This window comes from Streptomyces sp. NPDC111507, from assembly GCF_055638955.1.
On sequence record NZ_JBVKBU010000002.1, the window covers coordinates 709,916 to 736,709 of the forward strand.

The window sequence follows — 26,794 nt, forward strand, 5'->3', positions numbered from 1 at the left end:
GGGAAGTTTGAGCGGCAAAACCGCTGATCACGGCAGCGTTGGCAGCAGCCGTACCTCGGCCTCGGGGAGCTTGGCCCACCAGTGGTGATAGCGGCTGTAGACCGCGGCTTCGCGGTCTGTGAGCAGCGTCGTCAGGGACTGGGCCTCCGCGGCGAGTCCGTCCCAGACAGCGGGCGAAAGGGGGTGGAATGCCGTGGCCTCGATACCGTCGTCCACCGGCCGCCACACGCCGGCGACATGGCCGTCCACCAACAGGGTGGGCAGTACGTCGCCGTTGTTCCGGATCACCACGGAGCGGTAGGCGGGGGGTATCACCCGGCTGCGGTCGGCGTAGGCCAGCAGAATGCTGTCCCACATCGCCATGAGCCGGGGCGGAGCGGGGGTGTCCGCGGGCGGCCGGGGGGCTCCTGGCAGGTCGTACAGCGTGACGCCGTCCGGCCCTTGGAGCTGCTCGACGGCGCCGTCCAGAGCTCGGAGGGCCGCGCGGACAGGTGCCCGCTGCACCATGGCGAACTGCCCGACGTCCGCCACCGACGCGGGCCCGAGCCCCGCGAGGTAGCGCAGGATCAGGGTCCGCAGCGCCTCCGGGTCCACCTGCCGCCCCGTGGGCACGGGCCCGGTCCCGGCCGCGACGAAGGACGCTTTGACACCGAACGACCACGGCGCGCCCGTCGGGGCATGGTGCAGCGGCGCGTACGCCTTCAACCCCCACCACGCCCCGTCCTTCTCCTCGGAGCCGAGTCGTTCCTCGACCCATGCCTTCATTTCGACCGCGGTCCGCGGGCGGGCGGCGAAGGCCAGCAGCTCCGCCATCACCGCCTCCGCGTCCGCCGGCGTACGCCTCCCTGCGGCGAAGCGAGACCCGAGGCGAGAGCCGTACAGGACCGGCTGCATCGCCGTACGGAACACCTGGTAGTCCTCGGCGTGCACAGCATGCAGGGTGATCCGCATCAAGGTCGCCTTGACCACCGAGCGCCGGGTGAAGGCGGCATCCAGCTCGGTCGGGGCAAAGCCGGAGAGACGATTCCAGAGTGCGAGATACGGCGAGGCCGGGTGCTGCGCCTGAAGCGCGACTATGCGCCGCACTCCGTCGGGGACGGACAACGGCTCCCGCTCCAGCAGCAGTTGGCGACCGAGGGTGGCCCGGTTGAGTTCGCGCGCGGTGATCTCCACGACGCAGGATTCTGCCGCGCTCCGTCCCGCGCCCGCCAGCACCGGCGCTGGGGATCATCAGCCTGCTCTTGTCGGTGATCAGAGGTCGGTCAGTCTCCCACGTAGGAAGGCCCGCTCCCGCTCGTTGTCGACGGGTTCGAGCGCCGCCTGGTACGCCGCAGCCGCCTCGGGGGTGCGACCGAGTCCGCGCAGCAGATCCGCCCGCACAGCCGGGAGCGGGTGGTGGCCCCGCAATGCGTCGGCGCTCAGCAAGCACGTCTACGGGCGGATCGACTTCCGCATTACCGCGATGCCCGGCATCGGCACCTCGACCCTGATCCTGCTCGCCCCCCGGCAGGCATACGCACCCACGCCGCCGCGGCCAGTCGCGACCGAAGACTGGGCATCGGCGCCGATGCCGCACGCCGTACAGGACCTCTCCACTCAGTCCTTCGGGTGCGTCACTGCACGCCAGAAGCAGCGGGAACATCCCGCGACTCACCTCGTGCTACAGGGAGTTCCCTGTGATTGCCGTCCGCGCCTTCGCGCCGCATCTAGGCGACCAACTGTCAGTTGTCATGACTAATAACGAGTTACTCGAACATGTGGACGACCCGCTCCTTCATGGGTACGTTGATCACGCGCTACGTCGCTGACCACGGCGTATTGCCGACGCCAGCAGTATTTGTGCACAGGAACATGGGGGAACGAATGAAAGCCAAAGCGGCTTCGTTTGCGCTGTTGGGATCCGTTGCTCTTGGGATGACTCCCGCTTACGCCGACGCTCCCGACGTCTCCAACCAGACCTCGGCATCCGCTGACAGCGGTGTCGTAGCGGCCGACCCGCAGGGAGGTCAACTTCTCCTTGCGACGGATGAGCAGTACGTCCAGACCTTCGGAGCGGCCAAAGCCGCCCAGCAGGGACTCACATACGCAGCGGTCACCGAGGCAGACTCACCGGCCGATTCTGCCGTAGCGGATGAAACGGACAAGGCCATCGCGGCGGCAGACTCCGCTGCCGTGGCGGATGACGCCGGGGCGGCAGCCGATGAGGCCGCGAGCAGCCACTGGAGCGTGGTGAAGTTCGTGGGCCATGACGCGGACGGCCGTTACATCCCTACCCGGCAGGGCAACAGCACGTTCGGCTGGGTCCACTTTTCCGGACCGCACAACATCCACAACAGCAAGGTCATCAAGGTAGCGGTGAGCGAGCACCCCGAAAGGGGGAGCACGAACACCCGGAAGTTGTACGGTGCCGTGCTGTACGACCGCCTGGGAATCATTCTCGCCCGAGTGAAGGTCGTCGCGCAGTACCACTGGGAGACCAGTGATCACAGGTACAAGCTCGCCGACCACGACGACAAGATCGGCGTGATCACGGCTTACTGCCAAGGTGTCAACAAGTGCCCTGACGCGTTGAACCACGTATGACGGATCACTCGATGACGTGGGACGACGCGGGTCTGTCCGATCTGCATGCGCAGTTGGCCCATGAAATGCTGGGCCGCGTCACGGCGTTCGCGATCGGGCAGGAAGTTCGGCTTGTACGTGGAGTCGTGAATGCCCCGGATCGACGCGGCGTCGGCCGGGTCGTTCTGTGGGACGGGCAGCAGCTGGACACGTCCGTCGCCTTCGACCTCCCACTCACGGACGCATACGGCGCAAACATCCCGCCAGGGGACCTCGCGGCCGCCTTGCGAAACGTACTGGCCGACCGCCCCGAACGCGAGGTCGAGGAGGAGTCGCGCGACGCCTTCGGAATCCCCGTGATCGACGCCTCCGCCGCTGTCCACGACTTCGCCGGCCGGCCGCGGTTCCACCTCTCGGACGCACTGCAGGCCGCAGCGGCGGCCTTCGCCGTTCCACCAGAGCCTGACGAGGCCGCGGAGCTGCGCCTGCGTGGCTTCCTGCTTCTCGACCGGGCAACGTGTCGCCTCTACCTGGACACCCCCACGTCACGGGACACTCCGCCGTTCGGTATCGACCTTCCCCTCCGAGACGATGAAGGCTCTGTTGTCGTTGGCGTGGCAGGAACGCACGCCGTACTTCCGATCCTCCTGGAAACGGGGGAGTTGGAGCGCATGCGGAAGGACGCCCACGATCCCTACTGTCGTGCCGTCTACGACTTGGCGGACTGGCTTACGGGGCGCTGACTGAGCTCTTCACCGAGTTGGGAACCCGTCCCCATCACCTGTGCCCCCGCCCCCCGGTCGGGGGCACAACCGTTGTCCGGGACCTCAGGCCATCGCCTCCACGATCCCGTCCCACAGCCGGACCCTCGCCTCGAGGGCCAGCGTCGCCGTTTCGACCGCCTCCTGCCAGCGCGTGTCGTCCGTGCCGCAGAGGTCGGCCACCATCTGCATGGCCATGGGGGTGTGTTCCTCGCCGTCGACCTCGATATGTCGGGCCAGGTAGTCGCAGAAGAGCGGGAAGCGGTCGGTGCCTTCCTTCTTGATGACCTGGTCGAACATGTCGGGGATGAGGTCCTCCCGGGAGAAGGCGAACGCGGCCGCCCGGCAGTGCAGCGGCCGGTCCGAGATGATCTCGAAGGTGGTGCGGACGAACTCCGCGGCGGGGGCGGGGACTTGGGCGACGCGGAGCGCCGAGGGCACGTCGTGGCCCTCGGTGATCAGGGCGAGGAAGGTGTCCATCCTGGTCGCGTCGGCGTCCGCCTCGGTCATGCCCGCGCGGTACAGCTCGAAGTGGCTGGTGAAACCGCCGTTCAGTTCGTCGCTCTCCTCGACCAGGACGATGTCGTTGATCAGGCGTCGGCTCACCTCCGTGCCGCGCGGCACCCAGGGGACGTCGACGCAGGTCAGTTCCCGTTGGAGGGACTTCAGGAGCGACATGAAGTCCCATACCGCGAACACATGGTGCGCCATGAACGTCGCCATGTCCTCCCGGCTGTTTATCCGCTGGTAAATCGGGTGGGTGGTGACCTCCTTCCGAGCGGGTTCGATCGCGGAACGCGCCTGCTCGATTCCCTCGTTGTTCATATTCCAGTCGTACCTGGACATGGGATCTCCTTCTTGGTGCCGGATGGGGGCCACAGCGGCGATGGATGGCGATCGTGCAGCTTTATCGCGGAACCTCGCAAGCACTTTCTGAAATTACGGGAGAGTTACCAGGCGTATCGATCGACAGAAGATGTCAAGATAACCGAAAGGTAAACAAATGGTCACGATCCGGACACTCAAGAAACTTCGTTGAAGATTTGAACGCGCTGTATGCGCTTTCCGTATTCGATGGCGTGACCAGGAATCCCGTAACCGTCACCGTGGCGTATCACGTGATCCCGGGCCGCGAGACCGACTTCCACTCCTGGGGGTGGGCCGTGCTGCGGGCGAGCTCGCGCGAACCGGGCTTCCTGGGGGGTGGTGTACTTGCCGACGGAGAGGCGGAGTGGCATGTGGTCTACCGCTTCGACAGCGAGGGATCGGCCCTGGCCTGGGAAGATTCGATCATCCGGGCGCAGTGGGCCACCCGGGCGGACCCGTTCGCCCGGGAGACGGGCCGGCGGAGCGTCCGGGGCTCCAAGAGCTGGTTCGACGCCCAGACCGGCACCCCGAAACCGCCGGCCGCGCCGCCCCCGCCCGCAAAATGGAAGCTTTGGTTCATCAATATGAGCGCGGTTTTCCCACCGGTGCTCTTATTCAATCTGCTCGTGATTCCTTATCTCGGTGGTCTCAATCCGCTCATCCGAACGCTGCTGCTGTGTCTGTGTGTGACGGCCCTCGTCACCTGGATTCTCATGCCGCGCCTTCAGCGATTCTTCAAGAAATGGCTGTACCCACCGCTCCAGGCGCTCCGCGGACGCCACAAAAGACGGACCGCGTAGGCCCGAGAACGATCAAAGGGAGGTGGGCGGGTGAAGACCCTGCTCATCGACAATTACGACTCGTACACGTACAACCTGTTCCAGCTGATCGCCGAGGTCAACGGCGAGGAGCCGGTGGTGGTGCTCAACGACGCCGCCGACGACGGAACAGCCGGAAGAACTCCGGATCTCTCGCAATTCGACAACGTGGTGGTGTCGCCGGGCCCGGGACACCCGGCCGAAACCCGTGACTTCGGGATCAGCGCCAGAGTGCTCGCGGAGTCCACGATCCCGGTGCTCGGTGTCTGTCTGGGTCACCAGGGCATCGCGCTCGGGGAGCGGGGCCGGGTGCTGCCCGCCCCGGAGCCCCGGCACGGGCATCTGTCGAGAATCCGGCACGACGAGCGGGACCTGTTCCAGGGGCTGCCGCAGCACTTCACCGCGGTCCGCTACCACTCGCTGTCCGTGCGCGAGCCGCTGCCCGAGACCCTGGAAGCCACGGCCTGGTCCGAGGACGGCGTCCTGATGGGGCTGCGGCACCGCACCCGCCCGCTGTGGGGGGTGCAGTTCCACCCGGAGTCCGTCCTGAGCGAGTACGGCCACCGGATGCTCGTGAACTTCCGCAACCTCACGGCGCAACGCGCCCGCAAGACCCGTACGAAGAACACCGCGGTCACCCCGTCCGCGGCGGCCATCCCCGCCCCCGTCGCGCCCTCCCGGCCCACGCGGACCGTCCGCCCCGCCCACCGGTTGCACACCCGCCGCATCGCCACCGCCGTCGACGCGGAGGCCGCCTTCACCCGCATGTACGCCGCCTCTCCGCGAGCGTTCTGGCTGGACAGCGCACGCGTCGAGGAAGGGCAGTCACGGTTCTCGTTCTTCGGTGACGGCTCCGGGCCGCTGTCGGAGTTCGTCCGGTACGACGTCACGAGCGGCCGCTGCGAGATCGAGCGGGCCGGCCGGCCGCCGCGCAAGGTCCGGGCGAGCGTCTTCGACTACCTCAAGCGGCAGTTGGCGAACCGTCACGTGGACGCCACCGGGCTGCCCTTCGACTTCACCGGCGGATACGTCGGCTACTTCGGGTACGAGACCAAGGCCGACTGCGGCTCCCCCAACCGCCACCGGGCCGAAACCCCCGACGCCTGCTGGCTGTTCGCCGACCGGCTGATCGCGGTGGACCACCAGGAGGGCTTCACCTACGCCGTCTGTGTGGCCGAGGACACTCCCCAGGCCACCCGGGAGGCCACCGACTGGCTCGACGGCGCACTCGCCCAGCTCACCTTCGTCGGCCCCGACCCGCAGCCCTTACCGCCCGCTCCCGTGTCGGCCGAGCCGGACCTCGGCGCCGCCGAACCGTGGCTCGTCCGCGACCGGGCCACCTACCTCGCGGACATCGAGGCCTGCGTGCGCGAACTCCGCGCGGGCACCAGCTACGAGATCTGTCTGACCAACGCCGCCCGGCTGCCCGCGCCACCCGACGCGTACGACTTCTACCGGGTGCTGCGCCGCGTCAACCCGGCGCCGTACGCGGCCTTCCTGCGGTTCGGTGACCTCGACGTGGCGAGCGCCTCCCCCGAGCGTTTCCTGCGGATCACCCGCGGCGGCGTCGCCGAGGCCCGGCCCATCAAGGGCACCGCGCCCCGGGGCGGCACCCCCGAGGAGGACACACGCCTGCGGGACGCGCTCGCCGCCGACGCCAAGACCCGCGCCGAGAACCTGATGATCGTCGACCTGCTCCGCAACGACCTGGGCCGGGTCTGCCGGACCGGGACGGTACGCGTCTCCCGGCTCATGGCCACCGAGACCTACGCCACCGTGCACCAGCTCGTCTCCACCGTCGAGGGCCGGCTGCGCCCGGAGACGGACGCGGTGGACTGCGTCCGCGCCTGCTTCCCCGGCGGCTCTATGACCGGCGCGCCGAAGCTGCGCACCATGGAGATCATCGACACGCTGGAGACCGAGGCGCGCGGGGTGTACTCCGGTGCCCTCGGCTACCTGGGGTGCAGCGGCGGCGCCGACCTCAGCATCGTCATCCGCACCGCCGTACTCGCGGACGGGCTGACGCACCTGGGCGCGGGCGGCGCGATCGTCCTCGACTCCGATCCGGCCGCGGAGTACGACGAGATGCTGCTGAAGACGGCGGCACAGATGCGGGCCCTGCGGGAGCACCAGGAAACCACCCCGGCAGGGGTGAGCGCCCGTCGGGCGGACACCCCCCGCCGAGCCGCCGTAGAGGAGCCCGCCCGGTGACGATCCCCACGTCCACGCCGACTCCGCAGTCGCCGACCGGCACCCACGCCGACGCCGACGCCCCCGGCAACCTCGCCACCCATCTCGCCGCGCTCGCCGAGCGGCGCGGCTGGGGCGAGCGGATCGCCTTCCACCAGGGCCACCGGGCCTGGACGCACGGCGAGGTGCACGAGCTCGCGGGCCGCGCGGCCGGTGTGCTCTCCGGGCACGGCGTGGGCGCGGGCGACCGGGTGCTGCTCGCGCTGCCCGACGGCATCGCATGGGTGGCGGCCTTCCTCGCCACCGCCCGGCTGGGCGCCGTCGCGGTCCTGGTCAACCCCGAACTGCCCCCGGCCGAGCACGCGTTCATGGCCGAGGACGCCAAGGCCGTGCTCTGCGTGACCGGACCGGGCCTGGAGGACCGCTTCACCGACCGTGTGCGCCTCGGCGCCGATCAGCTGATGGCGCTCACCCCCGACGCCGAGCCCGCCGCCGCGCACCCGGTCGACGCGCACACCCCGCTCTACGTCCAGTACACCTCCGGCACCACCGGCCGGCCCAAGGGTGTCGTGCACTGTCACGGCGACCCGAAGACGTACCACGACCTCATCGGCCGGCGGCTGCTGCGGATCACCCCGGACGACGTCACCCTGTCGGTGTCGAAGCTGTACTTCGCGTACGGCTTCGGCAACGCCTTCGTCTTCCCGCTCTTCTCCGGCTCCTCCGCCGTCCTGGTGGACCGGCGTCCGAACCCGGCCGCCGTGGACGAGCTGGTCGCCCGGCACCGGGTCACCCTGCTCTACTCCGTGCCCTCCGCGTACGCCGCCCTCGTCGCCGACCGGGGCAACGGCCACGCGGCCTGCTTCGCCTCCGTACGCGCCGCCGTGTCGGCCGGGGAGGGCCTGCCCGAGGGGCTCGAAAAGCAGGTCGCCGATCTGCTGCGCGCGCCGGTCCTGGAGCAGATCGGCTCCACCGAGGCCGGTCACGCGTTCTGCGCCAACAGCTTCGAGCACAACCACCCGGGCACGGTCGGCCGACCGGTCCCCGGCTTCGAGGTGGAGCTGCGCGACGGCGCCGGGGTGCCGGTGGAGGACGGCGCGGAGGGCGAACTCTGGGTGCGCGGGCCGACGCTGACGCCCGGCTATCTGAACCGGCCCGAGGAGACGGAACGCACCCTGGTCGGGGGCTGGCTGGCCACCCACGACCGGGCGCGCCGGGAGCCGGACGGCAGCTACCGGCACCTGGGACGCACCGACGACCTGGAGATGGTCGGCGGGATCACCATCTCCCCGCTGGAGGTGGAGGCCGTGCTGCGGGCCCATCGGGCGGTGAAGGAGGTCGCGGTCGCGGCCATGACCGACTGGCGCGGTTTCAGCCGGTTGCGGGCCTTCGTCGTCCCCGTCTCGCCCCTGCCGCCCGGTCTCTCCGGACTGTCGGGGCCGTCCGGTCTCGAGGCGGAACTCGTGGGCCTGGCGCGCGAGCACCTCGCCGCGTTCAAGGTCCCCAGAGCCATCAGCTTCGTCCCGTCGCTGCCCCGCACCTCGACGGGAAAACTCCGCCGCCACCTCGTCCGCCAGGGCGCCTGGTGACCACCGCGGCACCACGACCACAGACCACAGAGCACGACCCCGCACCACGACCGCAGACCACAGCCACAGACCACAGGACAGAAGGGAACGGGCACATGCGACAGCAGCAGCCCCTGCTCGCCGACCGCGGTTTCTACCTGGGCCCGATGTTCCGGCACGCGGCGGACCGCCACGGAGCCGTCTTCGTCACCCTGGACCGGCCGCTCGACGTCCGTCCCGGCCTCGGGGTCGACCTCAGCTATCCGGTCCTGGCCGAGGTGGTCGAGGAGCTTTCCGGACGGCTGTGGGAGGCCGGGGTCCGGCCCTCGGAGGAGGTGGTCGTCCACAAGACGGACAACGTCGACATCGTCCTGCTGACCTGCGCCGTCTCCCGTATCGGGGCCGTTCCCGTGCTCCTGTCGCCCGCGCTCGCAGGCCCGGTGGTGGGCCGGCTTCTCGAACGGCTCCACACACCCTGGCTGATCACCGACAGGGCCAAACTGGAAGGCCCGCTGGCGGACGTCGACCTCTCCACGCTCGTACGGCGGACGCTCTCCGTCGACGACGCGCCCGGGGCCGAACCCCTGGAGAAGTACGCCGGGGCAGAGACTCCCTCTCCCGTCCGGCTGCATCCGCGCGAGCCCGCCCTGATCACCCACAGCTCGGGCACCACCGGCCTGCCCAAGCTCGCCGTGCACTGCGCGAACACCATGTGGAACCGGCTCGTCCCGCAGAAGGCGATGGGCTGGCCCACCCGCGGCGAGACCGCCGCGCTGCACATGTCGTTCGTGCACTCGCGCTTCTACCATCTGCTCGGCGTCCTGCTGCACTTCGGCAGCCCGCTGGTGCTCATCACCGACCCGGACCCCGCCGCGGTGGGACCGCTGCTGACCCGGCACCGTCCCGGCATCGTCGAGACCCACCCCAACACCTTCGTGCTGTGGGAAGAACTGGCCGACGCGCCCGGAGCGCCACTGTCCCGGGTCCGCTCGTACGGCTCCACGTTCGACGCGATCCATCCGCGCACCGTACGACGGCTCCTGGACGCCTCGAAGCGGCGTACGCCCTGGCTGATCCAGCTGTACGGGCAGAGCGAGACGGGTCCGGTGGCCTTCCAGTGGTTCACCCGGCGCAGTGCCGGCCGCGCGGACGGGCGCCGGGTCGGGATCGGGATCCCCGGCTTCACCCGGGTCCGGGTCACGGACGACTCCGGCGGGCGGGCCAGGCCCGGCACGCCCGGCCGCATCGAGGCCCGCACCCGAGGGCGGATCCTCACCTATCTCGGCGCCCGGGAGCAGTACCAGCGCCAACTCGACGACGGCGGCTGGTGGCAGATGGGCGACATGGGGTACCAGGACCGGCTGGGCGGACTCCATCTGATCGACCGTGAGATCGATCAGATCGACTCGGTGCACAGCAATCTGGAGGTCGAGGACGCCCTGATGGACCGCCTCGAGGAGCTGCGTGAGGTGGTCATCGTGCCCGGCGCGGACCGCGAACCGGTGCCGGTGGTGTGCGTGCGCGGCGAACAGCCGCTGGACCCGGCGCGCTGGCGGGAGGCCACGGCCGGTCTGCCGCCCCTGGCCGAGCCCCGGCAGTGGCGCTTCGAGGAACTGCCGATGACCGCGACCTGGAAGGTGAAGCGGGTGGAGCTCACCCGCATGCTGACCGAGGGCGTACGCGCGTGAGCGGCGCGCCCGGCCATCCGGTCCTCGTGGTGGGTGCCGGGCCCGTCGGGCTGTCGGCGGCGCTCGCGCTGCGGGCGCACGGGCTGCCGGTCGTGCTCCTGGAGGCGGACCCCGAGGAGCGCGAACGCCCCGGCAGCCGCGCTCTGTTCGTGCACCGGGAGACCCTGCGACTGCTCGACGGGATGCGCCCGGGCCTGGCCGCCGAGATCACGGCGTACGGGCGCACCTGGCACACCAGACGGACCCTGTACCGGGGCCGCGAGGTGTACGCCCGCACCTTCCCGCCACCGTCCACACCCGGCCTCCCGCCCTTCACCAGCCTGCGCCAGGTGGACACCGAGCGCTTCCTGCGCACCGCGTGCGAGGCGGCCGGAGTGGAGTTCGCGTGGGGGGCGCGGGTGACGGGGGTGCGCGTCGCACCGACGGAGGTCGTGCTCACCGGCGAGGACGGCCGCGTCTGGACCGGCACGCACGCCGTCGCCGCCGACGGGGCGCGCTCGGCGGTCCGGGGCGAGCTGGGCATCCCGATGGAGGGGACGCGCGCGGACGGCTTCCATGTCGTCGTGGACGTCGCCGACCTGCCGGGCGCCGAGCTGCCGTTGGAGCGGGTCTTCCACTACGAGCACCCGGGGGTGGGTGGCCGCAGTGTCATGCGGGTGCCGTTCACCGGGGGCTTCCAGGTCGACCTGCAGTGCCGGGACGACGACACGCAGGAGGCGTACGGGACCGAGGAGGCCGTACGGGAATGGCTGCCCGCGGTGGTGAGCGGCGGGTACGCCGAACGGATCCTGTGGGTGTCGACGTACCGTTTCCTGCGCAAGGTCGCCGCCTCGTTCAGCGACCCGCACCGGCGGGTGCTGCTCGTCGGCGAGGCCGCCCATCTGTTCCCGCCGTTCGGCGCGCGCGGGATGAACAGCGGGATCGCGGACGCGGCGGCTGCCGCGCGGGCGATCGCCGACGGGACGGCCGCCGCGGTCGCCGACTTCGCCGAGGTCCGACGGGCCGCGGCCCTGTTCAACAGCGCGGCCGCCGGCAGCGCGCTGGACCATCTGCGACCGCACCGCCGGATCGTCCGGGTCAAGCAGCGGGCGGCGGCGGCGCTCGCGCCCGTGCTGCCGTGGTGCGGTTCCTGGCTGGAGCACGCGCCGTACGGGCCACGGAACGGTTCGCCCGCTGTCGCGGGCCGCAAGTACTGAGACCGAGAGGGGTACGCAGTGACACAACCGGCCATCGCGGAGGAGTTGTTGGCGTGGGCGCCCGGCCGTGGGCTGACCTCCGGTCCGGCCCCCGGTACGTCGCCGGGCGGCCGGCTGCTCGTCGCGGACTCGTGGCTGCTGCGCGACGGCCGGATGCGCGGCTTCGACCGGCACCGGGAACGCTTCCTGCGGGCCTGCGGCGACTGCGGCGGCCCGCCGCTGGACCGGCTCGTCGCGTTCTGGCGGGACATGACCGCCGCGCTGCCGCGCACCGGGGAGTGGTTCCCCCGGGTCGAACTGGCCTCGGGTTCCATGGAGTTGCGGCTGCTGCTGCGCCACGCGCCACCGCTCGGCACGGGCGTACGGGTCTGGGCGGCGGGGCAGAGCGATCCACGGACCGTCCCCCGTCGCAAGGGGCCCGACCTGGACACCCTGGCCCGGGTGAGGCGGCGGGCCGCCGGGGAAGGCGCGGAAGAGGCGGTGCTGATCGCGTCCTCCGGTGTGGTGCTGGAGACGGCCACGGCCAGCGTGCTGTGGTGGGAGGACGACACCTTGTGCCTGCCCTCGCCGCAGCTGCCCGTCCTGGCCGGAGTGACCGCCGGCCTCATCCAGGAGCGGGCCCACCGGTCCGGGATCCGTGTCGCCCACCGCGAACGGACCGTGGCCGAGCTCGACGGCCGTGAGGTGTGGCTCGTGAACGCGCTGCACGGGATCCGGCCGGTGACCGCCTGGACGGCACGGCCGATGAGCCCGGCACCGGCCGTGCGCGCCCCGGAATGGCGGCAGTGGCTGGACGACGTCATGGAACCGCTGCCTGCCGACTGAATTCCGGACATAAAAGCCGAGGACGGCGCGAAAGCCGAAGACGGACCGATGACAGAAAAGCAGCGCCGGGACGAATTGAATTCGCCCCGGCGCTCCCTCTCATGCCCTCGTTCCCGAATTCAGCTTTTCTTCTGGGCGGGCTGATAGGCGCCCGGCACCATTCGGGTCGCGATCGCGGTCCGGTTGTACGCGTTGATGACGGTGGCCACCCAGATCAGCGCCGCGATCTGGGCCTCGTCGAAGACCTCCGCCGCCGCGGCGTAGACCGCGTCCGGCACGTGTCCGTCGTGGACCAGCGTCACGGCCTCGGTCAACGCCAGTGCGGCACGCTCCCGTTCGGTGAAGAACGGGGTCTCCCGCCAGGCGTTCAGGGCGTAGATCCGCTGCTCGGTCTCACCCCCGGCTCGGGCGTCCTTGGTGTGCATGTCGAGGCAGAACGCGCAGCCGTTGAGCTGCGAGGCGCGAATCCTGATCAGCTCCAGGAGTTCCGGTTCGACCTTGGCGTCCTGGGCCGCGGAAACGGCGGCGCCGTGCAAGGCGGCCATCGCACCGGACACCTCGGGGGTAATCTTCTTGAGGGCCACACGGGACAGGGCTTCACTATTACTCATGAGGCGACTCTATTCCATGAAAAGGGCCGTCGCCTCCCTCGTCTTGGAAAGTACCGTTGAAATTTCGGCTGAAAGTCCCGTGGAAAGGCAGTGCCGCGCACAACGCGTCCAGCGCCCCCGACCACCCGTGGTCCGGCGGCGTCCCGTACCCCACCACCAGCGCGTCGGTCCGCCCGGCGGGAGCCCGCGGGTGGCGGTAGCGGTCGAGCCCGTGCAGCGCGAGCCCCTGCCAGGCCGCCGCCCGCAGCGTCTCCTGCTCGGTGCCGGGCGGCAGGCGCAGCACCACGTGCAGGCCCGCCGCGATGCCCGTGGCCCGGACCCCGGGAGCCTGTTCGGCGAGCCGCGCCACCAGGGCGTCACGGCGGCGCCGGTAACGCAGCCGGGACGCGCGGACGTGGCGGTCGTAGGCGCCCGACGTGATGAACTCCGCGAGGGTGAGCTGGTCCAGCACCCCGCACGACCAGTCCACCCCGCCCTTCGCCGCGACCACCTCCGGGGCGAGCGACGGCGGCAGCACCAGCCAGCCCAGCCGCAGACCGGGGGCCAGGGACTTGCTGGCCGTGCCCACATGGACCACGTGGTCGGGGTCGAGGCCCTGGAGGGCGCCGACCGGCTGACGGTCGTAGCGGAACTCCCCGTCGTAGTCGTCCTCCAGGATCAGACCGCCGCCGCGTCGCGCCCAGTCCACCACCTGCGCCCGCCGGTCGGGGTGCAGCGGTACGCCCATCGGGAACTGGTGGGCGGGCGTCATCAGCACCGCCCGTACGCCTCCCAGCGCGTCCGCGCCCTGCGGGCCGGCCGCCAACTCCTCGGTACGCGTGCCGAGTTCGTCGAATCCGAGCGGCACCGTGCGCAGCCCGGCCCGCTCCAGCAGCCGCCAGTGGACGTCGAGTCCGTACGACTCCACGGCCAGCGAGTCCAGTCCCCGCCCGCGCAGCACCTGGCCGAGCAGCATCAGGCCGTGTACGAAGCCGGAGCAGATGACGATGTGCTCCGGGTCCGTGCGGACGCCCCGGGCGCGGGCCAGATAGCCGGCCAGGGCGGTGCGCAGTTCCACCCGGCCACGCGGGTCGCCGAGGTCTAGGGCCTCGTGCGGGGCGACGGTCAGGGCGCGGCGGGCGGCCTTCAGCCAGGCCGCGCGGGGGAAGGAGGACAGGTCGGGGGAGCCGGGGACCAGGTCGTACGCCGGGCGGGCGGGGGCCGGGCGGCCGGGTGCGGAGGCGGTGGCGGGGGCCGGCACCGGGCGGTGGGCGACGCTCGTGCCCGAGCCCTGGCGGGCGGTGAGCCAGCCCTCCGCGACCAGGTCCGCGTACGCCTCCGCGACCGTGTTGCGGGCGATGCCCAGGTCGGCGGCGAGGGAGCGGGAGGAGGGCAGCCGGGTGCCCGGCGCGAGGCGGCCACCGCGGACCGCCGCGCGGAGTGCTTCCGTCAGACCTCTGCGGACACCGGGTCCGGTCGGCTCGACGTGGAGGTCGACCCCGAAAGTGGCCCAAGGTTTCGCCATGTAAATGGACCATACTCCTGGGCTGCTTCGCTCGTAGGGTCGAGAGCATGACGACGAACGACACCACCGACGAGACGACCGGCACCACCGCCGAGTACGCCCCCGAGCACCGCCCCCGCCTGCACTGGGCCAAGCACGCCCCCGAGGTCTACAAGGCCATGCTCCGGCTGGAGACGGCCGCGCAGCAGGGGCTGGAGCCGAAGCTGCGCGAGCTGGTGAAGATCCGTGCCTCGCAGCTCAACCACTGCGCGTTCTGCCTCGACATGCACACCAAGGACGCGCTGGCCGCCGGGGAGAGCGTGCAGCGGATCGTCCAGCTCAGCGCGTGGGAGGAGTCAAAGCACTTCTACACGGCGAAGGAACTCGCGGCGATCGAGCTGACCGAGGCCGTCACCGTCCTCACCGACGGATTCGTACCGGACGAGGTGTACGAGAAGGCGGCGCAGCACTTCGAGGAGGCCGAGCTGGCGCAGCTGATCGCCGCGATCACGGTGATCAACGCGTGGAACCGGTTCGGCGTGAGCACGCGCATGGTCCCGGGCCACTACGAGGCGGGCCGGCACCAGTGACGGAGCGCGGCGAAGCCGCGAGGGAGCGTACGAAGGTGCTCGACCCGGCGGTCGGGCGGGCCCTGTCCGCGCTGAGCGCTGACGGAGGCCGTCCTGACGGAGGGCTTCGTGCCGGACGAGGTGTACGCGCGGGCGGCCGGGCGGGTGATGGTGAGCCGTCGGATCCCGCCGGGGGGATACGCGCCTTGAGCGGGGTCGAGGCCGCACCGCACGTCCCGGCGGGCACCGTGTTCACGTGATAGCCGCGGTCACGACAGCCACGCGCGCCATGTCGACGCGTGGCTGTCGACCCACTTCTTCGCCGCGTCCTGCGGCGACATCTTGTCGTTCGCGATCATCAGGGATACCTCGTTCTGGTCCTCGGTGGTCCACTTGAACTTCTTCAGGAAGGCGGCCGCCTTGCCGCCGCTCTTCGCGAAGTCGGCGTTCAGGTACTTCTGGAGCGGGGTGTGCGGGTAGGCGCAGGCGACCTTGGCCGCGTCGGCGTCGCAGCCCTCCTTGTACGGCGGCAGCTTCACCTCCGTCATCGGGACCTTCTTGAAGAGCCACTGGGGCGAGTACCAGTAGGTGAGGAAGGGCTTCTTCTCCTTGGCGAACTGCTTCATCTGGGTGATCTGCGCGGCCTCCGAGCCGGCGAACACCACCTGATAGTTCAGCTTCAGGTTGGCCACCAGGGCCTTGTCGTTGGTGACGTAGGACGGCGAGCCGTCCATGAGCTGGCCCTTGCCGCCGCTCTCCGCGGTGCGCAGCTGGTCGGCGTACTTGTCGAGGTTCTTCCAGTCGGTCACATCGGGGTGCTGCTCGGCGAAGTACGTCGGGACGTACCAGCCGATGTGCCCGGTGACGCCCAGGTCCCCGCCGGGGGCGATCGTCTTCTTGTCCTCGACGTACCGCTTCTCCTGGTCGGGGTGGCCCCAGTCCTCCAGGATGGCGTCGACCCGGCCCTGACTGAGCGCGTCCCACGCGGGGACCTCGTCGACCTGGACGGTGTCGACGCGATAGCCGAGCTGGTGCTCCAGCAGGTACTGCGCGACGGCCACGTTGGCCTGCGCGCCCACCCAGGACTGGACGGAGAGGGTCAGGCTCTTCGAGCCCCGCGCGTTCGCGAAGGGCGAGGCCTGCTTGGTCATGTCGACGGCGCCGCAACCGGTCAGCGTCAGCAGCGCGGCCGCACCGGCCATCACCGAAGTCGTACGTAGACGCATGTCACGCTCCCTTCTTCGTGGTCCGCGCGGTCGGCTGGGTCACCCGGTCGAGCATCAGGCCGAGGCAGACGATCGCCGCGCCGGCGACGAGGCCGGTCGCCAGGTCGCCCTGCGCGAGGCCGAACACGACGTCGTAGCCGAGCGCGCCACCGCCGACCAGACCGCCGATGATGACGACGGCGAGGACGAGGACGACGCCCTGGTTGACGGCGAGCAGCAGCGACTGGCGGGCCAGCGGCAGCTGGACCTGGCGCAGCTGCTGGGCGCCGGTCGCGCCGAGCGAGCGGGCCGATTCCAGCGCGGCCGGGTCGACGGCGCGCAGGCCCTGGGTGGTGATGCGGACGACGGCGGGCAGTGCGTAGACGACCGCGGCTACCACGGCGGGCGCGCGGCCCACGCCGAACAGCGCCACCACCGGGATCAGGTAGACGAACTGCGGCATCGTCTGGAAGACGTCCAGGACCGGCCGCAGCAGCCGCTCGACGCGCTCGCTGCGCGCCGCCGCGATACCGGTCGCGAAGCCGAGCACGAGGGTCACGGCGACCGCGGCGAGGACCTGCGACAGCGTGTCCAGGGACGGCTTCCACACGCCGAGCACCCCGATCGCGGCCATCGCGAGGACCGCGGTGAGGGCGGTGCGCCAGGTGCCGATCAGCCACGCGAGGGCGGCGACGATCAGCAGGACCGACCACCAGGGCAGCCACTGGAGGCCGTCCCGGACGGGGTCCAGGACCCAGGTGGTGAAGTGGCCCGCCCAGTCGGCGGTGCCGCCGATGTAGGGGACGCCGGAGTAGAGGTGGTTGGTCATCCAGTCGACGACCCGGTTCACGGGCTCGGCGATGGAGAGGGTCCAGGAGGCGGGCCAGTCGAGACGGCCGGCGAGGTGTCCGGCCAGCGCCACGGCGAGGGCCGCGGCAGCGGCGTACGCCCAGCGCGGTGCCGTCGCGCCGGAGTCCGAGCCGAGCCGCTCCCCGGCCGCTCCCGTCACCCGGTCGAGGACGACCGCGAGCAGCACGATCGGGATGCCGGCGGCGAGTGCGGCGCCCACGTCGACGGAGGCCAGGGCCTGGTAGACGCGGTCGCCGAGGCCGCCCGCGCCGATCACGGAGGCGATGACCGCCATGGACAGGGCCATCATGATCGTCTGGTTGAGGCCGAGGAGGAGTTCCTTGCGGGCCAGCGGGAGGCGGGCGGTCAGCAGGCGCTGGCGGGCGCTGGCGCCGAGCGAGGTGACGGCCTCCATCACCCCGGCGTCGGCGTCACGCAGGCCGAGCGCGGTGAGGCGGGCCATGGGCGGGGCGGCGTACACGACGGTGGCGAGGACGGCGGCGGGGACGCCGATGCCGAAGACGAGGACGACGGGCAGGAGGTACGCGAACGCCGGAAGCACCTGCATGGTGTCGAGGACGGGGCGCAGCGCGCGGTAGGTGCGGTCGGAAAGCCCGGCGGCGAGGCCGAGCAGCGCGCCCAGCAGGACGGACGCGAGCACGGCGACCACCATGAGCGCGAGGGTCTGCATGGTCGGCATCCACATGCCGAGCAGTCCGCAGGCGAGGAACGCGGCGGCCGTGCCGAGCGCGAGCCGTACGCCCGCCGTGCGCCAGGCGACGAGTGCCGCGAGGGCTGTCACACCGGCCCAGCCCGCCGCGAGCAGCACCACGTAGACGGCGCGCACGGAGAGGACGACGGCGCTGCTGACGTACCCGAAGAAGTACAGGAACAGGGGGTGGCTGTCCCGGTTGTCGATGATCCACCCACTGGCCCGGCCGAGGGGTGCGGAGAGGTCGACGGTGAGGGCGCCCGGCCAGGTGCCGCTCGCCCAGTGGGAGTCGAGGACCGGGACGATCACGGCCGCCGCGACGGCGAGCAGCAGCAGCTTGCCGACGGCCCGGTGTCCGCGGAGGTTCTTGAGCAGCGCGGAGACGCCGGAGTGACCGACGGTCGCGGTGACGGTGGCCATCAGGCGGCCTCCCCACGGGGGCCGTCCGGCGCCCCGGCGGCGGGTGTGTCCGCGCCGGCCACCACGCCGAGCAGCGCCGCCGAGTCCACGACGCCGACGCAGCGTCCCTGGTCCATCACGCGGGCGGGGTCGCCCGAGCGGGCCACCGCCTCGATGGCCTCGGAGACGGTCGCGTCGGGTGCGAGCGCCGGGCCCCGGGCGGCCTCCGCGGCGGACGCGGCCCGCATGGCCGTACGGACGGTCATGACCTGTTCGCGCGGTACGTCCCGGACGAACTCGCGGACGTAGTCGTCGGCGGGCGAGCCGACGATCTCCTCGGGGGTGCCGAGCTGGACGACACGGCCGTCGCGCATGAGCGCGATGCGGTCGCCGAGGCGCAGCGCCTCGTTGAGGTCGTGGGTGATGAAGACCATCGTGCGGCCCTCGTCGTGGTGCAGCCGGATGACCTCCTCCTGCATGTCGCGCCGGATCAGCGGGTCGAGCGCGCTGAACGGCTCGTCGAAGAGCAGGACTTCGGGGTCGACGGCGAGCGCGCGGGCGAGCCCGACGCGCTGCTGCTGACCGCCGGACAGCTGGCCGGGCCTGCGCTGCTCCATGCCCTCCAGGCCGACCTTGGCGACGACCTCGGCGGCCTTCTCGCGGCGCTCCGCCTTGCCGACACCCTGGATCTCCAGGCCGTACGCCACGTTGTCGAGCACCGAGCGGTGCGGGAGCAGGCCGAAGTGCTGGAAGACCATCGCGGCGCGGTGGCGGCGCAGTTCCCGCAGCCGGTTCTTGTCCATGGCGCGTACGTCCTCGCCGTCGATGACGATCGCGCCCGCGGTCGGCTCGATCAGCCGGGTGAGGCAGCGGACCAGCGTGGACTTGCCGGAGCCGGACAGCCCCATGACGACGAAGACCTCACCCTTGCGGACGTCGAAGCTGACGTCCCGGACGGCGGCCGTGCAGCCGGTGCGGGAGCGGAGTTCGGCGGGGGTGAGGGCGGCGAGCCCGGGGTCGGCGGGGACGCGCTCGGCCTTCGGCCCGAACACCTTCCACAGGCCGTCGACGGAGAAGACGGAATCCGTACTCATCACGCACCGCCCCCGATCAGCTCGGCGCATTTCTCCCCGACCATGAGCACTCCGATCATCGGGTTCACGGCGGGCATCGTCGGGAAGACGGACGCGTCGGCGATCCGCAGGCCGTCGAGGCCGCGCACCCTCAACTCAGGGTCGACCACGGCCAGTTGATCATCCGCGGCGCCCATCCGACAGGTGCCCGCCGGGTGGTAGACGGTGTGCGCGACCTGACGGGCGTACGCGCTCAGCTCCTCGTCGTCGGTGACCTCGGGCCCGGGGCACACCTCGCGCTTGAGCCAGCCGGCGAGCGGTTCGGTGCGGGCGATCCGGCGGGCGATGCGGATGCCGTCGACGAGGGTGCGGCCGTCGTAGTCGTCCTCGTCCGTGAAGTAGCGGAAGTCGAGGGCGGGCTTGACCGATGGATCGGCGCTGGTCAGGTAGAGGCGGCCGCGGCTGCGCGGTTTGGGGATGTTGGGGGTCATGGAGACGCCGTGCGCCGGGCGTTCGTAGCCCAGCCGCTCCGGGTTGTCCGTGAAGGGGATCTGGTAGAAGTGGAACATCAGGTCGGGGCCCGCCTGTTCGGGGTCGCGGCGCACGAACAGGCCCGCGTCGGAGTCCATCGCCGAGTTCTCCGGGATCGGCCCGTTGGTCTCCCAGACGATGACCGACTCGGGGTGGTCGAGCAGGTTCTCGCCGACGCCGGGCAGGTCGTGGGCGACGGGTATGCCGAGCTCCGCCAGGTCGTGGGCGGGTCCGATCCCGGAGTGCAGCAGGAGCCGCGGCGAGTCGACCGCGCCCGCGCACAGCAGGACCTCGCGCCGGGCCCGTACAAGGCTCTCCGTGCCGTCCTTGGCGCGTACGTGCACGCCAGTGGCGCGCGTCCCCTCCAGCTCCAGCCGGTACGCCCAGGTCTCCAGCAGCAGCGTGAGGTTGGGCCGTTCGTCCATCACCGGGTGGAGGTACGCGACCGACGCGCTGGAGCGCTTGTTGTTCTCGGGGTGGTAGGCGAGGTCGAAGAAGCCGGTGCCCTCGGTGAACGGCTTCTTGTTGAAGCCCTCGACGAGGGGCACGCCCAGCGCGCCCTGGGCGGCGTCGACGAAGTCGCGGGCGATGGCGTTGCGGTCCTTCTCGTCGACCGGGACGATGTTGTTGAGGAGCCGCGCGAAGTACGCCTCCATGGGCACCGCGCCCCAGCCCTTGGCGCCCGCCGTCTCCCACTCGTCCCAGTCGGACGGCAGCGGTTTGAAGGCGATCAGCGTGTTGTGGGACGAACAGCCGCCGAGGACGCGGGCCCGGCTGTGCCGGATGTGCGAGTTGCCGCGCGGCTGCATGGTCGTCGGGTAGTCGTAGTCCAGTTCGCCGCCGAGCAGGCCCATCCAGCGGCGCAGGGTGAGGACGTCCTCGCGGCCGACGTCGCTGGGACCGCCCTCGATGACGGCGACCGTCACGTCGGCGTTCTCGGTGAGACGGGAGGCGATGACGGAGCCTGCCGTGCCGCCGCCGATGACGACGTAGTCGTACGTGTTCTCGGACGCGTTCTCGTGCGTGCTTTCGTGCATGGGGTGCTCCAGGGTGCAAGGGGCAAGTGCGGTGTGGGGCGGTGGGGTTACGTCACCGGGGTCGGCCCGCGAACCAGCGGACCGGCTTCGGCGCCAGGTTCTGGTAGACGTGCTTGGTCTCGCGGTACTCGGCGAGGCCCGCCGGGCCCAGTTCGCGGCCCACGCCGCTCTTCCCGAAGCCGCCCCACTCCGCCTGCGGGAGGTAGGGGTGGAAGTCGTTGATCCAGACGGTGCCGTGCCGCAGTCGTCCCGCGACGCGCCGGGCGCGGCCCGCGTCGGTGGTCCAGACGGCGCCCGCGAGCCCGTACTCGGTGTCGTTGGCGAGCGCGACGGCCTCGTCCTCGGTGCGGAAGGTCTCCACGGTCAGGACGGGCCCGAAGACCTCCTCGCGGACCACCTTCATCGCGCGGTGGCACTGGTCGAGAACGGTCGGCTCGTAGAAGTACCCGGTGGCGGGCCGTTCGGCGGACGGCTCGGGGCGCCGGCCGCCCGCCCTCAGCACCGCGCCCTCCGCGAGCGCGGAGGCGACGTACGCCTCGGTCTTCTCGCGCTGCCCCTCCGACACGAGGGGGCCGCACTCGACGCCGTCCTCGGTGCCGCGGCCGAGCCTGATCCTGCCTGCCCTGCGGGCGAGTTCGGCGACGAAGCGCTCGCGCACGGACTCCTCGACGATGAGCCGGGATCCGGCCGAGCAGACCTGGCCGCTGTGGATGAAGGCGGCGTTGAGGGCCTGGTCGACGGCGGTGTCGAAGTCCTCGTCCGTGGCGCAGGCGTCGGCGAAGACGACGTTGGGGTTCTTGCCGCCGAGTTCCAGGGCGACCTTCTTGACGCTCTCCGCGGCGGCCCGCGCCACCTTCGTGCCGCTGACCAGGCCGCCGGTGAAGGAGACGAGGTCGACGTCGGGGTGCTCGGCGAGGCGGGCGCCCACCGTGTGCCCCGGGCCGGTGACGAGGCCCGCGACCCCGGCGGGGAGGCCGGCCTCGGTGAGCAGCCGTATCAGCGCGATCGTCGTCAGCGGGGTGATCTCGCTCGGCTTGACCACGAAGGTGTTCCCGGCGGCGAGGGCGGGCGCGATCTTCCAACTGGCCTGAAGGAGCGGATAGTTCCAGGGGGTGATCAGCGCGCAGACACCGACGGGCTCGTGCACGACGACGCTGTGGACGTCGGCGGACCCGGCGTCGACGACCCGCCCGCCGCCCTCCGCCACGACGAGGTCGGCGAAGTACCGGAAGGCGTCCGCGACACAGTCGATGTCGACCCGCCCCTCCTCCAGGGTCTTGCCCGCGTCGCGGCTCTCCAGGAGTCCCAGCTCCTCGCGGTCGCGGACGAGGAGGTCGGCGACGCGGCGCAGCAGCGCGGCGCGCTCGGCGACCGGGGTACGGGGCCACTCCCCCGTGTCGAAGGCGTGGCGGGCGGCGGCGACGGCGGCGTCCGCGTCGTGCTCGTCACCCTCCGCGACCACGGCGAACGGCTTGGCATCCGCGGGATCGAGGATCTCGCGGGTCGCACGGGAGACGGCCTCCCGCCACTCTCCACCCACGTGAAGGGTCTGTTGTGCCTGCTGAGCCTGGTGCGCTTGGTGTCCGGCCATGGTCGGTGTTGCCTTCCGTTCCTGTTCCGTGCCCCTGCGTGCCCGTGTGTCACACGCGTGTCACTCTCGGGGACCGGGAGCGCCTGCCCCTCGGCCCGGAATGCATGCACAACCAGTGACCAAAAGTGCCCGGCGTCACTGAAAAATGAGCAGAAATACGACCAAAAACAGCAGAACCTACGCCGCCAGTGGTCGAACCGGTCCCGGGCTCCTTTGACTCAAGTCAAAGGTTGACTAAAGTCAAAGAATGAATCGATCGGTGTCAGCCGAAGACGTGCGGGCGCTGCGGCGCTTCAACCGGTACTTCACCCGGCGCATCGGAGCCCTCGACGACCACTACCTCGGACAGGACCGGCCGCTCGGCGAGGCCCGGCTGCTGTTCGAGATCGGGGACGGGGTCTCACTGCGGGAGTTGCGCGGCCGGCTCGGTCTGGACGCCGGGTACCTGAGCCGGATGGTCCGGGCGCTGCAGGCGCAGGGGCTGGTGCGGGTGAGCGTGCCGGCCGAGGACAGCCGGCTGCGGGTCGCGGAACTCACGCCGGCCGGGCGGGTCGAGATCGAGGAGCAGAACCGGCGGGCCGACACGCTCGCCGAGGGGCTGCTCGGCTCCCTCGACGAACGCCGGCGCGGCGAGCTCACCGCCGCCATCGGCGCCGCCGAGCGGCTGCTGCGGCTGGCCGCGATCACCGTCGAGTCCGTCGACGGTGCGTCGCGCGACGCGCGCGACTGCCTCGCCGGGTACGCCGCCGACATCGACGCGCGGTTCCCGGAGGGCTTCGACCCCGCCGCCCTCGTACGGCCCGACGAGGTGTCGGGGGACTCGGGTGCCTTTCTGGTCGCGTACGAGGAAGGGCGCCCCGTGGGGTGCGGGGCGCTGCGGCGGCTCACGCCGGACACCGGCGAGATCCGGCATGTGTGGGTGCGGCCCGAGGCCCGGCGGCTCGGCCTCGCCGGCCGGATCCTAGACGGGCTGGAGCGGGCGGCCGTCGCGCGCGGCTACGGCGTCGTACGCCTCGACACCCACTCGGTCCTCACCGAGGCGCAGGCGATGTACCGGGCGTGCGGCTACACCGAGATCCCGCGCTACGACGACAACGTCTACGCCGCCCACTGGTTCGAGAAGCGGCTGCCCGGCCCGTCGGAGGACTGAGCGGGTCGGGCGAAGTCCGCCGCGATTCGGCACCGCAGCCGATCGACGGCACATCCCCGCCCATCCCGGCGCTTCCAGCGGAGCGCTCAGGTACCGCTCGCGCAGTTCGCGTCGGTGGGGCAGAAGGAGTTCAGGGCCGTGGTGAGCGGGCCCGTCATGTCCACGCCCTCGGGACCGCTCGCGTTGATCGCGTAGAGCGTGCCGTCGGCGGCCTGGAAGCGGTGGTCGACCACGTGCGTGGCGCCCTTCTGCGGGCTGTCGTAGCGGTAGGTGACCTCCGTCCAGCCGGTGCCGTTCTGCCGCTCGATGAGCCGGTACCCAGGGAGCTTCTGCGAGATCGCCTCGGCCTGGGACGACGACTCGGCCAGGGAGTTCTCCTTGACCTCGAACAGCATGAGCCTGCTGCTGCCGCCGGGGGCCGTGTAGGTGACGACCGGCGCCAGCTTGCCCTGGACCTCCTCGCGTACCCAGCCGTCCGGCACGTCCACCGTGTAGCCCACCGCATCCACCGACCTGCTGTAGCCGGGCGACGGCTCCGGGGTCGTGGGCTGCGTCGCCGGGTCGCTGGACCCGCCCGAACCGGCGTAGATGTCCGGACTCCCGGAGGTGTACCCGGTGTCCGGGGAAGGAACGCTCTGGGTCGCCGTGACGGTCACCGCCGGGCGCGACGGGTCGGCGCCGGTGTGCCCGGACGAGTCGCTCCTGGTCAGCGCCCACACCGCACCTCCGACACCGCCCGCGAGGACGGCGACGGCCACGATCACCACCAGCAGCCGGCGCGAGTCCGTGGGGGCCGGTCCCCGGCCGCCGCCCGAACTCCCGCCGGGCCCGGGCCACGACGGTGGCGGCAGGGGCGTCTCGGGCGGGCGCGGTGGCCCCGCCTGGGTCGTCGCCGACGCCCACCACTGCTGCTCCGCGTCCGGCGGCGCCCCGCCACCACCGGCCCCGCCCCTGCCCTGCCCGCCCGCGCCGTCGTCGTCGACCCACCGCTGGCGGTCCTCGTCCCACCGTTGCGCCACCTCGTCACCCCGTTCCCACTAGACCGATCCCGCGCCGACCGCTAACCGGCCAGCTGCGCGATCACCTGCACCACGGCCGCCGTCGACGCCAGCCCCGCCACGGCCGCGGCGGCGGTCTCCAGGCGCATCCGCAGCCGGCCGAGCCGCGCCGGGTCCGCCTGGCCCGATCTCTCGATCTCCCCCTGCACCACGGCCAGTTCGCCGTCGAGCCCGGTCGTGTCATCGGTCTCCGTGAGCAGCCGCAGATGGTCGCGCAACGTACGGACGGCCTCCAGGAGCGCCACGGTCGTCTCGTCGGCACCGGCCGCGGGCGGCGCCTCGTGATAGTTCGCGGTGCCGTGGTCGCCGAAGTTCACCGCACTGCGCGTGATCCGGTCGACCCGCCCGCCCGAGCCCTCAGTCATCCCTGCTCCCCTCGTTGTACGACGCGCCCCCACTGCCCATGGAGACGGCGCTCTTGCTGATCCGGCCCACCGCGGTGCCACCGCTCATCTGCCCGATGAACTGGCCGCCCGCGGCCACGTTGAAGATGTTCTGCTCGAAGCTGCCCGTCTCGCAGCCGCTGCGCCGCAGCGCCTCGCGCACCCCGCTCGCGATGCGGTCCTCGACGGTCTTGATGTATCGGCTGACGTCCATCTCCTGGAACAGCGACAGCCGGTCGGTGCTGCCCATCTCCCGGACGGACACCAACGGGGCGTCCGGCGGGGCCTGTTCGGGCCGGGCCAGCCACGTGCGCAGGCACTGGACGAGGGTGCGCAGCATGGAGAACCCGGCCACCACGCCCGTCGCCGGGGCGGACAGCACCGTCCGCAGCACCTCACGCGCCGTCGCGCCCTCCCCGGAGGCCGCGATGAAGTCGACGCGCCGGTACTCCTCGAAGATCGGCCCCAGTACGTGCGGTACGACTTCCAGGACCAGCATCCCGCCCTGCGTGTGGACGCGGACCAGCACCGAGACCACCACCTGCTCGTCCCAGGCGCCGACCCTGACCCGCAGGAAGTGACGGCGCGCCTCGCCGCCCTCGTCCACCGCCCCGTCCAGGTGCAGCCGGGCCGACGACGGCTCGTACACGCCCTGGTTGCGGCCCACGCCGTACGGCAGGTAGACGAACTCCTCGACCTCCAGGTCCTTGAGCCGGTCCCGGCTGGTGCGCGCGGCGGACTCCCGCAGCGCCTCCAGCTTCGGTACGACCAGGTCGAGGATCTGCCGGTTGGTCAACTGCACCGGCGGGCGGTGCCCGTTCGCCGAACCGTCGCCGGTCTGCTCGGGCAGCTTGCCGTTCAGGCCGTCGAACGGCTTCTTGGCGGGGGTGATCTCCATCGCGAACGACCAGGGCTCGTACGGCTTTCCCGCGCCGACGAACGGCCGGTGGGCGTCGTAGAGCGCCACGGACGCGTGCTGCTCCCAGGTGACGGCCCGCGCGACCCGGAGCTGACGTTCGCTGCCCATGGGCAGTGCCACGGACGTACGGGCGAAGGCGTCCCGGGAGAGTTCGACGCTCATGACCGCGGCCACCTGGGAGCGGTGGGCACCGATCACGAAGGTGAGCAGGAGCGGGAAGATCACCAGAAAGGGGTCGTGGAGCAACTGGGTGAACGCGTACACCCAGTAGGCGATCTCCGCGGCCCGCGCCATGAAGGTGAGCCCCCAGGCGGTCGCCCTGCGCGGCAGACGCAGCCGGGCGGACTCGTCCCGGCTCGCGGCGTACATGCTCATGCCCCACCCGGACGCGGCCCGCGCGGACCACAGCAGAACGCAGACGGCGGCATAGAAGAACACGGCGGCGGCGCCGAACACGCCCGCGAAGCCCTGGACCCCGGAGTCGGCGACGCTGGTGGCCGCCCGAACCACCTCCACCAGGAAGAACACGATCCAGATGGCCAGCAGGCCGAGCCCGGTCAGGGCCTCCCTGCGGCGCGCCCGCAGCGCGTGCGCGAGCACGGCGACGACGTCGACGCCGAGGGACGGTGCCGCGGGGCGCTCCTCGTGCCCTATGAGTTCGTCGATGACCCGTGCCCGGAACACGGTGTCCAGATGTACTCCGGCACACAACAGCCGTGTCGCCTCGCTGTGTGCGTACCGTCTCGCCG

Annotated in this window: 23 protein-coding genes; 10 read left to right on the forward strand and 13 right to left on the reverse strand. The window is 71.3% G+C overall.

Annotated features, from left to right (window positions below; translation table 11 throughout):
• Positions 1 to 27: 27 nt before the first annotated feature.
• Both ACZ7M2_RS10730 and ACZ7M2_RS10735 read right to left on the reverse strand, forming a co-directional pair.
• Positions 28 to 1,173, reverse strand: coding sequence for a winged helix DNA-binding domain-containing protein (locus ACZ7M2_RS10730; RefSeq protein ID WP_471594954.1), 1,146 nt, complete (start codon positions 1,171 to 1,173; stop codon positions 28 to 30).
• Between the two features lie 78 nt (positions 1,174 to 1,251).
• A complete protein-coding gene (locus ACZ7M2_RS10735) occupies positions 1,252 to 1,425 on the reverse strand; it encodes a hypothetical protein (protein ID WP_471594955.1) in 174 nt (57 codons plus the stop codon).
• Between the two features lie 351 nt (positions 1,426 to 1,776).
• Here ACZ7M2_RS10735 and ACZ7M2_RS10740 point away from each other — a divergent pair, with 351 nt between their 5' ends.
• Together ACZ7M2_RS10740 and ACZ7M2_RS10745 are read left to right on the forward strand one after the other, a co-directional pair.
• Positions 1,777 to 2,583 (forward strand): hypothetical protein, encoded by an 807-nt coding sequence (locus tag ACZ7M2_RS10740; RefSeq protein WP_471594956.1) that lies wholly within the window; start codon positions 1,777 to 1,779, stop codon positions 2,581 to 2,583.
• Positions 2,584 to 2,594: 11 nt separating this feature from the next.
• Positions 2,595 to 3,305 (forward strand): hypothetical protein, encoded by a 711-nt coding sequence (locus ACZ7M2_RS10745; RefSeq protein WP_471594957.1) that lies wholly within the window; start codon positions 2,595 to 2,597, stop codon positions 3,303 to 3,305.
• An 84-nt stretch (positions 3,306 to 3,389) separates the two neighbouring features.
• On the opposite strand, the gene ACZ7M2_RS10750 is transcribed toward ACZ7M2_RS10745, so the two are convergent.
• The gene (locus ACZ7M2_RS10750; protein ID WP_471594958.1) at positions 3,390 to 4,169 is read right to left on the reverse strand and encodes a DUF3050 domain-containing protein; all 780 of its coding nucleotides are present in this window, start codon (positions 4,167 to 4,169) and stop codon (positions 3,390 to 3,392) included.
• 233 nt (positions 4,170 to 4,402) lie between these two features.
• Here ACZ7M2_RS10750 and ACZ7M2_RS10755 point away from each other — a divergent pair, with 233 nt between their 5' ends.
• From ACZ7M2_RS10755 to ACZ7M2_RS10780, 6 genes are all read left to right on the forward strand, one after another.
• Positions 4,403 to 4,990 carry a hypothetical protein gene (locus tag ACZ7M2_RS10755; RefSeq protein WP_471595224.1) on the forward strand — a complete coding sequence of 196 codons (588 nt, stop codon included), beginning with the start codon at positions 4,403 to 4,405 and terminating at the stop codon, positions 4,988 to 4,990.
• A gap of 30 nt (positions 4,991 to 5,020) precedes the next feature.
• Positions 5,021 to 7,219, forward strand: a complete 2,199-nt coding sequence (gene pabB / locus ACZ7M2_RS10760; protein ID WP_471594959.1) for an aminodeoxychorismate synthase component I — start codon at positions 5,021 to 5,023, stop codon at positions 7,217 to 7,219.
• A 2-nt stretch (positions 7,220 to 7,221) separates the two neighbouring features.
• Positions 7,222 to 8,787 (forward strand): AMP-binding protein, encoded by a 1,566-nt coding sequence (locus ACZ7M2_RS10765; protein WP_471595225.1) that lies wholly within the window; start codon positions 7,222 to 7,224, stop codon positions 8,785 to 8,787.
• 95 nt (positions 8,788 to 8,882) lie between these two features.
• A complete protein-coding gene (locus ACZ7M2_RS10770; RefSeq protein ID WP_471594960.1) occupies positions 8,883 to 10,454 on the forward strand; it encodes a class I adenylate-forming enzyme family protein in 1,572 nt (523 codons plus the stop codon).
• Entirely contained in the window at positions 10,451 to 11,650 is a 1,200-nt protein-coding gene (locus tag ACZ7M2_RS10775) for an FAD-dependent monooxygenase (RefSeq protein WP_471594961.1), read from the forward strand. The genes ACZ7M2_RS10770 and ACZ7M2_RS10775 overlap by 4 nt, the downstream gene beginning before the upstream one ends.
• A gap of 18 nt (positions 11,651 to 11,668) precedes the next feature.
• Positions 11,669 to 12,475 (forward strand): aminotransferase class IV, encoded by an 807-nt coding sequence (locus ACZ7M2_RS10780; protein WP_471594962.1) that lies wholly within the window; start codon positions 11,669 to 11,671, stop codon positions 12,473 to 12,475.
• A 119-nt stretch (positions 12,476 to 12,594) separates the two neighbouring features.
• Here ACZ7M2_RS10780 and ACZ7M2_RS10785 read toward each other — a convergent pair whose 3' ends face one another.
• Together ACZ7M2_RS10785 and pdxR are read right to left on the reverse strand one after the other, a co-directional pair.
• A complete protein-coding gene (locus tag ACZ7M2_RS10785) occupies positions 12,595 to 13,086 on the reverse strand; it encodes a carboxymuconolactone decarboxylase family protein (RefSeq protein ID WP_471594963.1) in 492 nt (163 codons plus the stop codon).
• Complete coding sequence (gene pdxR / locus ACZ7M2_RS10790; protein ID WP_471594964.1) at positions 13,079 to 14,590, reverse strand: MocR-like pyridoxine biosynthesis transcription factor PdxR; 1,512 nt, start codon at positions 14,588 to 14,590, stop codon at positions 13,079 to 13,081. The genes ACZ7M2_RS10785 and pdxR overlap by 8 nt, the downstream gene beginning before the upstream one ends.
• A gap of 47 nt (positions 14,591 to 14,637) precedes the next feature.
• Here pdxR and ACZ7M2_RS10795 point away from each other — a divergent pair, with 47 nt between their 5' ends.
• Positions 14,638 to 15,159 (forward strand): carboxymuconolactone decarboxylase family protein, encoded by a 522-nt coding sequence (locus ACZ7M2_RS10795; RefSeq protein WP_471594965.1) that lies wholly within the window; start codon positions 14,638 to 14,640, stop codon positions 15,157 to 15,159.
• A gap of 248 nt (positions 15,160 to 15,407) precedes the next feature.
• Here ACZ7M2_RS10795 and ACZ7M2_RS10800 read toward each other — a convergent pair whose 3' ends face one another.
• Genes ACZ7M2_RS10800 through ACZ7M2_RS10820 form a run of 5 tightly spaced genes read right to left on the reverse strand, consistent with a single transcriptional unit; the run spans position 15,408 to position 22,535 of the window.
• The gene (locus ACZ7M2_RS10800) at positions 15,408 to 16,364 is read right to left on the reverse strand and encodes an ABC transporter substrate-binding protein (RefSeq protein WP_471594966.1); all 957 of its coding nucleotides are present in this window, start codon (positions 16,362 to 16,364) and stop codon (positions 15,408 to 15,410) included.
• Position 16,365: 1 nt separating this feature from the next.
• Positions 16,366 to 18,324 carry an ABC transporter permease gene (locus ACZ7M2_RS10805; RefSeq protein WP_471594967.1) on the reverse strand — a complete coding sequence of 653 codons (1,959 nt, stop codon included), beginning with the start codon at positions 18,322 to 18,324 and terminating at the stop codon, positions 16,366 to 16,368.
• The gene (locus tag ACZ7M2_RS10810) at positions 18,324 to 19,397 is read right to left on the reverse strand and encodes a quaternary amine ABC transporter ATP-binding protein (protein WP_471594968.1); all 1,074 of its coding nucleotides are present in this window, start codon (positions 19,395 to 19,397) and stop codon (positions 18,324 to 18,326) included. Before ACZ7M2_RS10810 ends, ACZ7M2_RS10805 begins: the two co-directional genes overlap by 1 nt.
• Entirely contained in the window at positions 19,397 to 20,944 is a 1,548-nt protein-coding gene (locus tag ACZ7M2_RS10815) for a GMC family oxidoreductase (protein ID WP_471594969.1), read from the reverse strand. Before ACZ7M2_RS10815 ends, ACZ7M2_RS10810 begins: the two co-directional genes overlap by 1 nt.
• A gap of 52 nt (positions 20,945 to 20,996) precedes the next feature.
• A complete protein-coding gene (locus ACZ7M2_RS10820; RefSeq protein ID WP_471594970.1) occupies positions 20,997 to 22,535 on the reverse strand; it encodes an aldehyde dehydrogenase family protein in 1,539 nt (512 codons plus the stop codon).
• 259 nt (positions 22,536 to 22,794) lie between these two features.
• Here ACZ7M2_RS10820 and ACZ7M2_RS10825 point away from each other — a divergent pair, with 259 nt between their 5' ends.
• Positions 22,795 to 23,685, forward strand: a complete 891-nt coding sequence (locus ACZ7M2_RS10825; protein WP_471594971.1) for a GNAT family N-acetyltransferase — start codon at positions 22,795 to 22,797, stop codon at positions 23,683 to 23,685.
• A gap of 86 nt (positions 23,686 to 23,771) precedes the next feature.
• Here the strand turns inward: ACZ7M2_RS10825 and ACZ7M2_RS10830 are convergent, their stop codons facing one another.
• Genes ACZ7M2_RS10830 through ACZ7M2_RS10840 form a run of 3 tightly spaced genes read right to left on the reverse strand, consistent with a single transcriptional unit; the run spans position 23,772 to position 26,729 of the window.
• A complete protein-coding gene (locus tag ACZ7M2_RS10830; RefSeq protein ID WP_471594972.1) occupies positions 23,772 to 24,704 on the reverse strand; it encodes a hypothetical protein in 933 nt (310 codons plus the stop codon).
• Between the two features lie 41 nt (positions 24,705 to 24,745).
• Positions 24,746 to 25,108, reverse strand: a complete 363-nt coding sequence (locus tag ACZ7M2_RS10835) for a hypothetical protein (protein WP_388531988.1) — start codon at positions 25,106 to 25,108, stop codon at positions 24,746 to 24,748.
• Positions 25,101 to 26,729, reverse strand: a complete 1,629-nt coding sequence (locus ACZ7M2_RS10840) for a hypothetical protein (protein WP_471594973.1) — start codon at positions 26,727 to 26,729, stop codon at positions 25,101 to 25,103. Before ACZ7M2_RS10840 ends, ACZ7M2_RS10835 begins: the two co-directional genes overlap by 8 nt.
• Positions 26,730 to 26,794 lie beyond the last annotated feature (65 nt).